Source organism: Nocardia sp. NPDC050710, assembly GCF_040654375.1.
Lineage (GTDB): Bacteria > Actinomycetota > Actinomycetes > Mycobacteriales > Mycobacteriaceae > Nocardia.
This window is the reverse complement of record NZ_JBFAHV010000013.1, coordinates 152,510-166,298: the sequence shown is the minus strand read 5'-3', so window position 1 is coordinate 166,298 and position 13,789 is coordinate 152,510. Positions and strand designations below refer to the sequence as shown.

The window sequence follows — 13,789 nt, the reverse complement described above, 5'->3', positions numbered from 1 at the left end:
CGATGCTCGCCACTGCGGTAGGGGCCCGGATACGACAAATGCCCGCGAACATCCTTGTTCGCGGGCATTGGTCAGGTCGGTCCGGTCAGTCGCGAGCCCCTCATTGCACTCGCGAGGTGCGGGATGTCAGTCGGCGAAGCCGACGTCGATGCCGCGTGCGGCCAGCCAAGGCCTCGGGTCGATCGCACCGATGCCGGGCTCGTGCACCTCGTAATGCAGGTGCGGGCCGGTCGAATAGCCGCGGTTGCCCACGGTGGCGATGATGTCGCCCGCGCGGACCTCCTGGCCGACGAAGGCCAGGATGTCGTTCACGTGCCCGTAGACGCCGACGGTGCCGTCGTCCTGCTGCACGCGCACCCACAGGCCGAAACCGGAGGCGGGACCCGCTTCGATCACGACGCCGTCGGTCACGGACGCGATCGGAGCGCCGAGCGGGTCGCCGAAGTCGAGTCCGGCGTGCATGGCACCCCAGCGCATGCCGAAGTTGGAGGTCAGCACACCCCCGACGGGACGTACGGTGAGCGGCCGGGGAGGCTCAGCGGCAATGTTGTTCTGCTCCCAGACCGCGGGCTCGGGAGCGGGCGGCGCTACGGGCGGCGGTTCGGGCGGCGTGAGAGAGTTGATGGACGCCGCGTCCGGGGCGGGCACGTCCGGGGCGGGCGCAGCCGGGATGGGCGCGTCCGGGGCGGGCGCGGCCGGGGCGGCGAGGGAATCGGCGCTCACGGACGCGGCGGCATTGGTGTGGCCGGTGTCGGAGTCGGGCTGGTTGGTGGCGGCCAACACGCCGAACGCGGCGGTAACGACGGCGGACGCGGCCACCACACGGGTGGCGACGCGGTAGCGGCGGGAGCGGGTCGCGCCGGGCTGACGAGAAAATAACAGATCGGTCACGGGCATGACTCGAACGTACGGGAGCGTTATGCAGGGTCAGTAACCTTGTGGCTACCATCACAGCAAGGTAAAAGCCCTGACGGAAGATCACGGAGAGATAACGGAATGGCGCGGATCGTGAGTCGACCTGGGGAAATGCTGTAAATCGGTGATTTGACGAGCAGCCCGCTAGTTGATCACACTATTTAAGTGGCCACTAACGGAGTTCTAGCGCTGGAAGCTCTCGCTGACCCGACTCGCCGCGCCATCTTCGAGGCGTTACCGCAGGCTCCGCGGTCGGTCGGGGAACTGGCCGCGACGGTCGGCATCACCAGTTCCGCCGTCTCGCAGCACCTGAAGGTGCTGCGTGCCGCCCGGCTGGTCATGGTGCGCCCGGCAGGGACGCGGCGGCTGTACTCGCTGGACCCACGCGGTCTCGGCGACGCGCGCGACTATTTGGAACAGTTCTGGCCGAGCGCCCTCGCCGCCTATGCCGCCGCCCTCAGCGACGCGCGGGCCGAGGTGTGAGCTGAACGAGATCTCCCACCGGCTGGCACTGCGGTGCGAACGCGACCCGGGTTCAGCCGACGCGGCGGTACGGCGAGCGTCGGCGCTCGGTGCCGGTACCCGGCCAGGTGCGCTGGGTCAGCTGTTTATCGACGGCGGCGATGACTTCGGTGACCCCGATGCGCAGCAGTCCGGGATCGGGGGTGTCGGCGTCCGGGTCGCCGACCTGACCGGCCCACAGCACGGCATGCCTGCCGAGCAGGTGCGGCGGTGGTCCGCCCCAGCGCGGCGACGTCGGGCCGAACAACAGCACCGTCCGGGTGCCGAACGCGGTGGCCAGATGTGAGACGCCGGTGTCACCGCAGATGACCAGCGCCGCCTCTGCGACGGTGGCGGCGAGTTCGATGAGGTTCTGCTCGCCCGCGAGTACCCGGTGTACCGGGAGGCCGGCCCGCGCCGCGACGTTCAGCGCGATATCGCGTTCGAATTCGTCGCCGGTGAGCACCACCTCGCGGCCGAGGACCAGGAGATGCCGGACCACGGCGGCGAACCGATCCGGCGGCCAGCGCCGCGCCGGGGCGCCCGCACCGATATGCACCACGACGCAGTCGCGGTGGCTGGTGGTGGCGACCGGCGGCACCAAGCCCAGATTGCGCCGGTCCGCGACGATGCCGTCGGACTCCATGAGATGACACCAGCGCTCGACATCGTGCATATCGGGCTGCCAGACCGGGCCGTCCAGATCCGGGAATGCCGCGTTGCGGTAGCTCAGGATGCGGTCGGGTTCGGTCCTTGTCAGCTCGACAATGCTCTCGGCGCTCGGGCCGTGCATATTCACCGCGAGCTGCGGTGTGGGGCCGTCCCAGCGCAATGCGGTCACGTCGGCGGTGGGCACCATGGTGTCGACGGAGGCGATGATGTCCACGATCGGTTTCAGCCGTTGCGGGGCGGCGAGCACGATGTGGTCGCGCGGCTTGGCCCGTCGCAGCGCACGAAGCGCCGGGACCGCGGTGAGTAAGTCACCCAGTCCACGTGCCTGCAGCACGAGTACTACCGCCACCCTCTACTCCTAGCCACCAGAGACTCACCAACCAGACTCGTCCGTACGACCGTGCCGGTGCGCAACGGGGAGAGCCACTGAGGGATGACTTCCCCGAGCGCAACGGCGGTAAACACCGGGCGAGTGCGGCGCTATCGGTCACATCGGGTTGTCCATGGCAGTAATCTCGCTGATGGCGGCACCTACAGCTAAGGAGCATTCCCATGGTCTCCAGGCTCAATCCGTACATCGGCTTCGACGAGAACGCGCGCTCGGCCCTCGAGTTCTATCGCGAGGTGTTCGGCGGTGAGCTGACCCTCAGCACCTTCGGTGAATTCGGCGACAAGGACGCGCCCGGCGCGGACCTGATCATGCACGGCATGCTGGAGACGCAGAGCGGCTTCACCCTGATGGCGGCGGACACCCCGCCAGGTATGGAATACCACCCGGGCAGCAGCATCTCGGTCAGCCTCAGCGGTGACGACGTGGACGAACTGCGCGGCTACTGGGAGAAACTGTCGGCCGGTGGCGCGGTCACGGTGCCGCTGGAGAAGCAGATGTGGGGCGACGAGTTCGGCATGTGCCAGGACAAATTCGGCGTGGCCTGGATGGTGAACATCGCCGCCGCCAAGGAATAGATCGGCCGGTCAGAGCGGTGTAGGCACCCGGCGCGTTATATAGCAAATGCTCAGAAAACCTCTTGCGCACGGCATAACATCACGTCATGACCACAAACAGTGTGCTCGAGGGCCCTCTGCAGTCGCTTGCGAAGAGTGCCTGGCAATCGGTTCTGGTCATCGGCATCCTGTCGGTGATCCTTGGTGTCATGATGCTGATCTGGCGGGGTCCGACCCTGGTCGTCGTCGGCATCCTCTTCGGTATCTATCTGGTGGTCTCCGGCGTCCTGCAGTTGATCGCGGCCTTCGGCACCCACGTCAGCACTGGCATGCGGGTGCTTGCATTCATCACCGGCGTGCTGTCGATCATCATCGGCATTTTCTGCTTTCGTGACGAGTTGACCTCGATCCTTCTGCTGGGGTTGTGGATCGGCATCGGATGGCTGTTTCGCGGCATCTCGTTGTTGGTGGCCGCGATCTCCGAGCCGGTCCCGGGTCGCGGCTGGCAGATATTCTTCGGTGTGCTGACCGCGATCGCCGGTGTGGTGCTGATCGTGTGGCCGATCACCTCGACGGCGACCCTGGTTCTTGTCGCGGGCATCTGGCTGATCGTGCTCGGCATCATGGAGATCGTCACCGCCTTCGGGATCCGCAAGGACGCCAAGAAGATCCCCGCGGGGGTCTGATACCCCCACTGCGCCTCCGGTTGGTGAGCAGCCGCATGTCGTCGAGTCCGACGAGGACGATGCGAATACTCCGTACGGACGTCGAGTCGAGAGCGTCGATGCAGGAATATATGAAGATGTCTCCATATATTTGCTGAGCGGTACAGTATCGGTCGTGGGACATGTAGTCCAGGGCAGAGCGACACCGCCGACGCAACTGGACGCGGACTCGGCGGCGACCGTCGCTGCGACGCTGCGAGCGCTGGCGACGCCGAATCGGCTGCGGATACTGACGCGGCTACGGCAAGGGCCGTGCTCGGTCGGCGACCTGGTCGAGGCGGTCGAGATGGAACAATCCGCCGTATCGCATCAACTTCGGCTGTTACGGGCCATGGGCCTGGTCACCGGCATGCGCAACGGACGCAGCGTGATCTACAGCCTGTACGACGATCACGTCGCGTTACTGCTCGACGAAGCCGTCTACCACATCGAACACCTCGGTCTGGACTTGACGGATCCGGAGTGAGCGACGTCGTCGATCTTCTGCGACAACACTGATTGCGGCAGAAAGACTTTCACCCGACCCGATAGAGTGGGGCACACTGCCACGGGGTGCGGATGCGTGGCGCTGATCCAGAAGGTGATCGATGCCGGACGCCCTTGACGGAAACTTCTCCCGTTCCCAGGCGATCCTTATCGGCACCTGGGATTACTCGGAGTTGGCGCCGGTGCCCGCGGCGCGCCACAGCCTCCAGCGGATGGCGGATTTGCTGGCCGGTCCGTTATGTGGCTGGCCGAGCGAGCGGGTATTCGTGGTCGGCAATCAGCGTCTGCCGGGAAATCTGGCGGATGAATTGGTCGAGAAGTTCGAGCAGGCGAGTGATATCGCCCTGTTCTACTTCGTCGGACATGGGCAATACGACCAGGATGACCGGTTGTGCTTGGCGTTTCGTGACACGTCCACCCGAGGCAGCAGGCGCACGACCACGAGCATCCCTTTCGATCAGGTGCGACATGCCTTTCGTGCGAGCAGGGCGACCACGAAGATCGCGATTCTGGATTGCTGCTTTGCCGGTCTGGCGGTGAACCCGAACGGCACACTCTCCGGAACAATCGAGCTGCCGCCCGCTCCGGGCGCCTACTTGATGATGGCGACCGGCCCATATTCCACGGCGTGGTATCAGCTCGAAGACGAACATCGCAGACCGCAAACGTTTTTCACCAAGGCGTTCATCGACGTTGTCGAGCACGGCAACCCGGAAGCGGGGCCCGGACTCACCCTCGACGATATTTTCCGCCGGGCCGCCGACCTGCTGGTACTCGAAGGTAAACCGCGACCGGACCGTCACAGCGCTGGATACTCGAACCGATTCCTCTTCGCCCGCAATATCGGACACTCCGGTCCGCCCGAACAGCCCCCCACCGTCGAATCGCAGGTCCGGATACCGGTTGCCACGACCCCGGATCCGTTGCCAACGGACGGGGAACCGTTGCTGTTGATGAATCCGATCGTTCGGCGAAAGCCGATTCTGCGTGCCACACGGCGGGAGCTGGCGCCCTTCACCGAAGCGGGTGCTCGCCAGAAGGCTACGGAACGTGGGCTGCGACTTGGTTACGCCGATGCGCCCGGGGTACCCCTGGGCGTTTCGGTGCGGGGTGGCAAACCGTTGTACGCCTCTTACGGTGACACCCAGCTCGACATTGTGGGTCCACGCCGTGGAAAGACGTCGGCGCGAGTTGTGCCGGCAATTCTGGACGCGATCGGCGCTGTTTTCGTGACCTCCACCAAACGCGATGTGGTCGACCTGACCCGCGAGGTGAGGGAAGCGAAGGGGAGTCCGACTTTCGTGTTCGATCCGCACGGTCTCGCTGGTGAGCAACCATCATGGTGCTGGGATCCGCTGGCCTGGGTCGATCCTGAGCGGGACGGTGCGGAAATGCGGGCCGCAAGGCTGGTGGCGCACTTCGCGGACAGTGCCGACGGTTTCGACGCCGACTCGGATATGCCGGCCGCCGCGGATTGCCAGGACCTGCTGGCCAATCTGTTCTTGGCTGCCGCGGTGGGACGGCGATCCATCATGGATGTCTTCGACTGGCTGACAAGTCCGCACGACTTCGAACCGATCGTGATTATGCGTCAGGCGAACCATCAGCGAGCCGCCGCCGTCCTGTCTTCGACGTACAACGGCGACCCCCGGGCTCGCGATCGCGTCTTCGCTGCCGCCATCCGGATAATGCGCTGCTTGCGGTCCTCCGGCCTGGAGCCGTGGATCACGCGCAGCAATGACCGCAGGATGTTCGATGAGCATGAATTCATCGCGCAAAATGGCACCTTATACGCGCTCTCGTCACCTGGTCGTGGCAGTGCCGCACCACTGATCAGTGCGTTGACCGAAGCAGTGCTCGACGTGGCGTTGCGAATGGCCACGATGTCCAGAGATGGAATGTTGCCCATTCCTCTGCTCGCGATTTTCGACGACACGCCGCAACTCCTTCGGTGGCGCGAACTACCGCGTGTGTACAGCAGTTTGGGCGCGCGGGGAATCATGGCGATGGTCATGCTGCAGGCATGGGATCACGGGGTAAATGTCTGGGGTGCCGACGGTATGGCCGACATCTGGGCCGCGGCCGATATTCGCGTGATCGGCGGCGGCCTCGCAGATATCGGATTCGCACGGGCACACCTCGAGGCGATGGGCTATCCGGCAACGCCTACAGCCGGGCAGGCGGGTGCCGCCAACACCGCGTCACCCCCGCGCTTTTCCCTGCCCGATCTCTTTGCCCGAGCGCGAGGGCATGCCAGAGCGATGCCGTTCTCGGTGGCTGACCTGCTCACCCTCCCGCTCGGACACGTCGTTGTGCTGCCGTCGTTCGGTGCGCCGGTTTTGGCGCGGACGCTGCCGTGGTGGGAGACCCCACACAAGGCGGAGATCCTGAAGGCAAACGAACAGCGCAAAGGATTCCGGCCCAGCGCACTCGACTTCGACCAACTCTTCGGTGCGACAGATACGAATATCCGCCAACCGAACGAATGAAGTATAAAACCCGAACTGTGACAATCTGATTCGCCGCTGCCCGGCAGACGCGATCCGCGGTGCGCCGCGTTGGCGGTCACACCCTCTTCGCGCCCGCGATATCTACCGTGCGGCGGCGATCTCGGCGACCTTCTCCCGTGCGCGATCGGCCGCATACTTCTCATCGGCGTACAGCAGGCCGAAGGTGAAGCCGTTCTCGCCGACTGTCGTGCCTGCGGATGTCGCGGTGCGCCAGAGGAATTCGGCCGATACCATGCCGTCATGGTAGTCGCCGAGCACGCGTTGCAATTTCTTGTAATACGCGATGTTCGACTTCGCACGGCCGGACTTTCGTACCGGCTTATGCAATTCGGCGGCGTAGCGGGCCCGTTTGGCGGCTTTGCGTGCGCGGTGCAATGACTCGGCTCGCTGATCGGCGAGGGCGGTCGCGAGGCGGAGATCGGCTTTACGCGCGGCTTTGTCGGCGCGGGTGACCAGTTCGCGCCGACGAATCCGAGGACCGAACGGCGGCTCCGACTGCCACGCCTGCAGGGTCGCGAGCAACTTCAGGTAGCGGGGAGTGTTCATGGCCTCGGCGAGTGCATTGCGGCTCGGCAGCTGACGCTCCAGCAATGTCGCGTCGATTCGCGCCGCCACCGGACCCAGGACGAGTTCGGGCGGCAGTTTCCCGAGCCGGTCGGCGAGGCGGCGACGCTGGACGTAGCAGTCACGTACTTCGCCGAGCAGGCCCGCGAACCACGTCAGCTCGTTCTCTGTATCGCCGACGGCGCGGGGATCCAACAGCTTGCCGTACACCCGCAGCGTGCTCCGCAGTCGTCGCGCCGCGACGCGGGTGTCGTGGATCGGATCCCGGCCCCGGCGCAGCTCTACGTCGCCGGTGAAGATCGCGTCGATCTGGGTGCGGAGGTATGTGCGTATCGCACCTTCCGCCGCGGATTCGCCGACGGCGGGCTCGGACCGTTCGGGTAGAGCGCGCGAGAGTTTGGACGGATAGTGCGCCGACTGCGCGCCCGCCTCGGCGAGACTGTCCACCAGCGCCGTCGGGACCTTGTTCGTATGCGGGCCCAGTTCGATCTCGACCTCACGCCAGGCTAGGACGTCCGCGGGCTCGTCGGCCGGTATCGCGCGCACGGTGTCGTCGTCGACCTCGACAATCAGTTCACCGTCCGACCCGAGAACGCGGTGCCGGTTGCGCTGGGTGTCGATCCGCGTGACCGCTCGCAGCTTCTTTCCCAAGCAGACCCCGGTGACGATGTCGGTGAGATCGTGGGGCAGATCCTTCGACAGTGGGGCGAGTAGTTCGAGGCGACCGCGTGGGTGCGGGATCTTCAGTTGCCATCCCGATTCGTCCTCGCCTTCACGGCGGCGCAGGGTGACGTTGTGCGAGAGCAGGTCGTGCTCGGCGGTGTCGAAATAGGTGCTGGTGAGTTCGACCGAGGTTTTCTCGACGCGACTATCGGGGACGAAGTCGTCGAGCATCGGAAGAGTGAATACCTGGTCGACCTCCCATTTGCTTTCACGTTCCAATTCGTCCTTCACCGATACTGCGTTCCCCGCTCAGCGCACATAAAACCGGTCGATCGGTTTTTCCTGCGCGTTCGCGCGCCGGATCGGGCCGAAAGTGACCCTTGCCACATCTGGTACATCAACGTACCGTAGTGTTGGTACGCAGAAGTACCACACTGGGAGCTCCGCATGACCACGGTGAAATTGCCCGACGGGCCGACCACTCCGGACCTCTTGCAGGGCTTGGAGGTGATGGTCGGCCGTACCCACGCGTGGCGCAGGCTGTACGACCGTTACGGCTCGGCGTTCACCGTGTACCTACCCAGGTTCGGTCGCATGGTGGTGCTGTCCGACCCGGCCGAGGTCAAGGCGTTGTTCACCGCGTCCTCCGACGTGGCCGATAATGTCGACGTCAACCTCGGGCAGTTCCTCGGTCCGGGCTCGCTGTTCTCGCTGCAGGGCGCCGAGCACCGCAAACAGCGCAAACTGCTCACTCCGCCGTTCCACGGGCGCCGCCTCGCCGTGTACGAGACACTGGTCGAGGAGGAAACGATCCGCGAACTGGCCACCTGGCCACAAGGGCGGGAGTTCGCGACCATGGACTCGATGATGCGGATCACCCTGAATGTGATCCTGCGCGCCGTATTCGGTGCCGAGGGTAGGGAATTCGACGAGCTGCGTGAGCTGCTGCCCAAACTCGTACTGGTCGGATCGGCGCTGGCCGCTGTGCCGGTGCCGCGAAAGTTCCTGGGGCGGTTCGGGCCATGGGCTCGCTTCGCCGCCCACCGGCGCCACTACGACGAGATCGTCGGCAGGCTCATCGACCGCGCCGTTGCCGATGAGCGGCTCGCCGACCGTGACGACGTGCTGGCAATGATGCTGCAGGCCCGATACGACGACGGCACCGCGATGACTCGCAGCGAGATCGCCGACGAACTGCTGACCTTGCTCACCGCGGGGCATGAGACCACGGCCACCACTCTCTCGTGGACCATCGAACGGTTGCGTAGACATCCGGAGGTTTTGCGGCGCTTGGTCGCCGAGGTCGATGCGGGTGGTTCCGCACTGCGGGAGGCCACGCTGCTGGAGGTACAGCGGGTCCGGCCGGTGGTCGACGCGACGGCGCGCCAGATTCGCGCGGAGTCGATGGAGCTGGGTCGGTGGACGCTGCCCAAGGGGCAGAACGTGCTGGTCAGCATCCGGCTCATGCACGACAACGAGGAGCTGTTCCCGAACGCACGCACCTTCGATCCGGACCGTTTCGTCGGAGTCCGGCCGGGCACCTTCAGCTGGATCCCGTTCGGCGGCGGCGCCAGGCGTTGCATCGGCGCGGCGTTCGCCACCATGGAGATGAACATCGTATTGCGCACGCTGCTCAGGGATTTCACGCTGGAGCCGACCACCGCCGCGGACGAGCGCACGCACTTCCGCGGCGTCGCACTGGTGCCCGCCAAGAAGGGCAGAGCCGTGGTGCGCCACCGCCCGCCCCGGCCCCCCGTTGCCGCTGAGACGCACGCCGCGCAGGTGACGGCATGAGGGAAGCATCGCGTAGCGATTCGATGGGGGGTGGTGGCCGGGCGACGGGTGGGCAAGACCAACTCGCCGACGTCGGCCGCGGTGTCACCCTCTGCTACCGGCGTTCGGGTGGCGGCGAGATCCCACTCGTCTTGATCGCCGGGCTCGGGCAGCAAATGCACGACTGGCCGGACGGGTTGTGCGCGCCCCTCGCGGATCTCGGCTACAACGTCATCCGCTTCGACAATCGAGATGTCGGGAAGTCCACCCACTTCGGGTTTCGGCCGCCGGGTCCGGTCGACCTGCTGCGAAAGCGTTGGCACACAGACCAATACGACCTCGCCGACATGGCCGCCGATACCGTTGGACTGCTCGATGTCCTCGGCCTGAACTCCGCGCATCTGGTCGGCATGTCGATGGGAGGGATGATCGCGCAGACCGTCGCCGCCCGCTATCCGGACCGGGTTGCCTCGCTGACCTCGATCATGTCCACCACCGGGGCGCCACGCGTTGGCCGACCGGCCCTGTCGACCTGGCGATTGATGTTCGGCCGACCGGCCCGAAATCGCGACGAGCACATCGCGAGCGCGGTCCGCATGTATCGGCACATCTCCTCGCGTGGATACCCGTTCGACGAATCCGCGGTGGCCGCCGCCGCGGCGGCGACCTGGGATCGCGATCCGCGCCCGGCGGCGGGGGTCGGCCGTCAGCTGGCCGGCATCCTCAAATCCGGTGACCGGACAGCGGAACTCGGCGCCGTCGCCGCACCGACCCTGGTTGTGCACGGAGACCGCGACCTGATGGTGAACCCGACCGGCGCGACCCGCACCGCGCGCGCCATTGCGGGTGCGCGCCTGCACACCCTGCCAGGCATGGGCCATGACCTGCCCGTCGGTGTCTGGCCGGCGCTGACCGACCTGCTCGACACCCATATCCGCACCGCCAGGAGCACCGATGCCCCGCACCGCTAGGCCACTGTCCGGCCGCCCCGCCATGATCACCGGCGCCGCCTCCGGAATCGGCCGCAGTCTCGCCCAATTGCTGTCCCGCCGTGGGTCACCGGTGGCGATCGCCGATATCGACGAGGCCGGACTGAAGCAGACGGCCGCGTCGCTGACCGGCCCGGTGCTGACCCGGGTGCTCGATGTGGCCGACGCCGCCGATCAACTGGCCTTCGCCGACGACGTCCGGGACTGGCTGACCGCGCCGCTGGCCGCGGTGTTCAACAATGCCGGAGTCGGCGTGTCGTCCTCGGTGCTCGACGCGGTACCGGAAGACGATGAATGGTTGCGGCGGATCAACTTCGACGGGGTCGTCAACGGTACCCGGGCGTTCCTGCCCATCCTGGTCGCGCAGGACCAGGGGGCCATCGTGAACACCTCCAGCGTGTTCGGTTTGGTCGGCATGCCGTATCAAAGTGCCTACTGTGCGGCGAAATTCGCGGTGCGCGGCTTCACCGACGCTCTGCGCCAGGAACTTCGGGGCACCGGAGTATCCGCGGTGAACGTGCATCCCGGCGGGATCACCACCAACATCGCGCGCAACGCCCGGGTCCGCAAGGATCCCGAGGGATACGGCCGCTCGCATGAGGAGATGGCGGCAGAATTCGAGGCGTTGACCATGACCTCGCCGGACAAGGCGGCCGAAATCATCTGTCGCGGAGTTGAACGCGGGAAGTCCCGCATTCTGGTCGGCCCCGACGCCTACCTGTTCGACGCGCTCGCGCGGGTCGCCCCGACCCACTACTACGACGTGTACGCGGTGCTGGAGCGGCGGCTGCGCGCCCGCGCCCGCGCCAAGGCGGGAGTGGCGGCATGAGCGAACATGTGGATGTGCTGATAGTCGGCGCGGGACTCTCGGGAATCGGTGCGGCGCACCATCTGCAGACGGCGTTCCCGGGACGCAGTTATGCGATTCTGGAGGCGCGCACGGCGATCGGAGGCACCTGGGATCTGTTCCGCTATCCCGGTGTGCGTTCGGATTCCGATATGCACACGCTCGGTTACCGTTTCCGCCCCTGGACACAGGCCGCGGCGATCGCCGATGGGCCATCGATCCTGGACTACATTCGCGATACCGCTGCCGATGCCGGGATCGATCGTCGAATCCGGTTCGGGCACAAGGTGGTCGGTGCGGCATGGTCGACGGCCGATGCGCGCTGGACGGTGACGGTCGAGCACGACGGCATGCAATCGGCGCTCACCTGCGGCTTCCTGTACATGTGCAGCGGCTACTACCGATATGACGAGGGCTATGCCCCCGACTTCGCCGGAATCGAGGACTTCCGAGGCCAATTGGTGCACCCTCAGCAGTGGCCCGCCGACCTGGATTACGCCGGTAAGCGTGTCGTGGTGATCGGAAGCGGTGCCACCGCGGTGACCCTGGTTCCGGCCATGGCCGAGGCGGCGGCGCGGGTGACCATGCTGCAGCGGTCGCCGACCTACATCATGTCCGTACCCACCGAGGACGTCGTGGCCACGCGACTGCGCGCGCGGCTGGGAGCGCGTCGGGCCTACACCATCACCCGATGGAAGAACGTGCTGATCAGCACGATGATCTACCAGCTCAGCAAGCGCAGGCCCGGCATGATTCGGAACTTCATCCGCAAACAGACGGCCGCGCAGCTGCCCGCCGGATACGCCGTGGACGTCCACTTCAAACCGACTTACAACCCGTGGGATCAACGGCTGTGCCTGGTGCCCGATGGGGATCTGTTCCGTGCGATCCGTGCCGGTCGCGCCGAGGTGGTGACCGACCGCATCGACCGGTTCACCGCCGAGGGAGTGCGGTTGACCTCCGGCGCCGATCTCGCGGCCGATATCGTGGTGACGGCGACCGGCCTGCAGCTGCTCGCGTTCGGCGGAGTCGAGCTCACCGTCGACGGCCGTGCCATCGCCCTGCCCGACACCATGGCTTATAAGGGGATGATGCTCAGCGGCGTCCCCAACTTCGCGTTCACCATCGGCTACACCAACGCGTCCTGGACATTGAAGGCGGATCTGGTCGGCGAATTCGTCTGCCGATTGCTACGGCATATGGACGCCAACGGCTATGACCACTGCACGCCCTGGCCCGATCCGAGCATTGCCGCAGCGCCGCTTTTGGATTTTCAATCCGGATACGTCCAGCGCTCCATCGACCGATTCCCGACCGCCGGGTCGCGACGGCCATGGCGGTTGGGCATGAACTACGCCCACGACGTGCTCGCGCTGCGCCACGGCCGGATCGAGGACGGCACCATCCGATTCGCGAGCCGGAGCACCGACCCCGAGCATGTTCCAGTGCCCGCCACGCCGTGATCGGCGTGGCGGCGGGCGAACTAACCTGATTGTCATGACCCGCGCCGAGCCTGCCCCCAGTACCGCCACCGAGGCCGCTCCGGAATCAATATTCCGGCTCCGGCTCCTCGATGCGATGGCCGACTCCGTACGCGAGCGCGGCTATCGCGAGACGACCGTGGCCGACGTGGTCCGGAAGGCGCGCACCTCTCGCCGCACCTTCTACGAACATTTCGACAGCAAGCAGGACTGCTTCATCACGCTGCTCACCGAACGCAACAATGAGACGATCCAGCAGATCGCCAATGCCGTCGACCCCGCCGCGCCTTGGCGCACCCAGGTCCGCCAGGCCATCGAGGCATGGATCGGCGCCGCCCGGCAGGACCCGACGATCACCGTCGCGTGGATTCGCGACACCCCCGCCCTCGGCGAAGCCGCCGGCCAACTCCACCACGACGCGGGCGAGGCCTTCATCGCCCTCATCCAAAGCCTGACCGCCACACCGGGATTCGAAGCTCCCGGCCTGCACCCACCGACCCGCCAAATGGCCACTATCCTCTACGGCGGCTTCCGCGAGCTCATCGCCTCCACCGTCGAAGCGGGCAAGGACATCCGCGACATCATCGACGTCGCGGTCGACACCGCCATCGCCCTTGTCGGCCCCCGCTACGAACAGTCGCAGCCGGATGGTCCTGAATCCGGCTCTGATCGGTCTCGATGAGAATCGCCGCCGACATTCCGGGCCGCACATCGATTT

General features: G+C 65.9%; 13 protein-coding genes. 10 read left to right on the top strand and 3 right to left on the bottom strand.

Annotated features, from left to right (window positions below; all coding sequences use genetic code 11):
* Positions 1-126: 126 nt before the first annotated feature.
* Positions 127-897, bottom strand: coding sequence for a M23 family metallopeptidase (locus tag AB0H61_RS22400; protein WP_357307495.1), 771 nt, complete (start codon positions 895-897; stop codon positions 127-129).
* Between the two features lie 183 nt (positions 898-1,080).
* Between AB0H61_RS22400 and AB0H61_RS22395 the strand changes: the two genes are divergently transcribed.
* Complete coding sequence (locus AB0H61_RS22395; RefSeq protein WP_357307493.1) at positions 1,081-1,398, top strand: metalloregulator ArsR/SmtB family transcription factor; 318 nt, start codon at positions 1,081-1,083, stop codon at positions 1,396-1,398.
* Positions 1,399-1,450: 52 nt separating this feature from the next.
* On the opposite strand, the gene AB0H61_RS22390 is transcribed toward AB0H61_RS22395, so the two are convergent.
* A complete protein-coding gene (locus AB0H61_RS22390; protein ID WP_357307491.1) occupies positions 1,451-2,437 on the bottom strand; it encodes a glycosyltransferase family 9 protein in 987 nt (328 codons plus the stop codon).
* Between the two features lie 203 nt (positions 2,438-2,640).
* On the opposite strand from AB0H61_RS22390, the gene AB0H61_RS22385 reads away from it, so the two are divergent.
* The 4 genes from AB0H61_RS22385 (at position 2,641) to AB0H61_RS22370 (ending at position 6,733) form a co-directional block, all read left to right on the top strand.
* Positions 2,641-3,054: a VOC family protein gene (locus AB0H61_RS22385; protein ID WP_357307489.1), complete on the top strand. Its 414-nt coding sequence runs from the start codon at positions 2,641-2,643 to the stop codon at positions 3,052-3,054.
* Positions 3,055-3,140: 86 nt separating this feature from the next.
* Entirely contained in the window at positions 3,141-3,719 is a 579-nt protein-coding gene (locus AB0H61_RS22380; RefSeq protein WP_357307487.1) for an HdeD family acid-resistance protein, read from the top strand.
* 154 nt (positions 3,720-3,873) lie between these two features.
* On the top strand, positions 3,874-4,224 hold the full coding sequence (locus tag AB0H61_RS22375; RefSeq protein ID WP_357307485.1) for a metalloregulator ArsR/SmtB family transcription factor: 351 nt from the start codon (positions 3,874-3,876) through the stop codon (positions 4,222-4,224).
* Positions 4,225-4,345: 121 nt separating this feature from the next.
* Positions 4,346-6,733, top strand: coding sequence for a TraM recognition domain-containing protein (locus tag AB0H61_RS22370; protein WP_357307483.1), 2,388 nt, complete (start codon positions 4,346-4,348; stop codon positions 6,731-6,733).
* A 102-nt stretch (positions 6,734-6,835) separates the two neighbouring features.
* On the opposite strand, the gene AB0H61_RS22365 is transcribed toward AB0H61_RS22370, so the two are convergent.
* The gene (locus tag AB0H61_RS22365) at positions 6,836-8,272 is read right to left on the bottom strand and encodes a CYTH and CHAD domain-containing protein (protein WP_357307481.1); all 1,437 of its coding nucleotides are present in this window, start codon (positions 8,270-8,272) and stop codon (positions 6,836-6,838) included.
* Between the two features lie 156 nt (positions 8,273-8,428).
* Here AB0H61_RS22365 and AB0H61_RS22360 point away from each other — a divergent pair, with 156 nt between their 5' ends.
* Genes AB0H61_RS22360 through AB0H61_RS22340 form a run of 5 tightly spaced genes read left to right on the top strand, consistent with a single transcriptional unit; the run spans position 8,429 to position 13,753 of the window.
* The gene (locus AB0H61_RS22360) at positions 8,429-9,775 is read left to right on the top strand and encodes a cytochrome P450 (RefSeq protein ID WP_357307479.1); all 1,347 of its coding nucleotides are present in this window, start codon (positions 8,429-8,431) and stop codon (positions 9,773-9,775) included.
* Positions 9,772-10,725, top strand: a complete 954-nt coding sequence (locus AB0H61_RS22355; RefSeq protein ID WP_357307477.1) for an alpha/beta hydrolase — start codon at positions 9,772-9,774, stop codon at positions 10,723-10,725. The genes AB0H61_RS22360 and AB0H61_RS22355 overlap by 4 nt, the downstream gene beginning before the upstream one ends.
* Positions 10,709-11,572, top strand: a complete 864-nt coding sequence (locus AB0H61_RS22350; RefSeq protein ID WP_357307475.1) for an SDR family NAD(P)-dependent oxidoreductase — start codon at positions 10,709-10,711, stop codon at positions 11,570-11,572. The genes AB0H61_RS22355 and AB0H61_RS22350 overlap by 17 nt, the downstream gene beginning before the upstream one ends.
* Entirely contained in the window at positions 11,569-13,053 is a 1,485-nt protein-coding gene (locus AB0H61_RS22345; RefSeq protein WP_357307473.1) for an NAD(P)/FAD-dependent oxidoreductase, read from the top strand. The genes AB0H61_RS22350 and AB0H61_RS22345 overlap by 4 nt, the downstream gene beginning before the upstream one ends.
* Positions 13,054-13,087: 34 nt before the next feature.
* Positions 13,088-13,753: a TetR/AcrR family transcriptional regulator gene (locus tag AB0H61_RS22340; protein WP_357307471.1), complete on the top strand. Its 666-nt coding sequence runs from the start codon at positions 13,088-13,090 to the stop codon at positions 13,751-13,753.
* Positions 13,754-13,789: the final 36 nt, after the last annotated feature.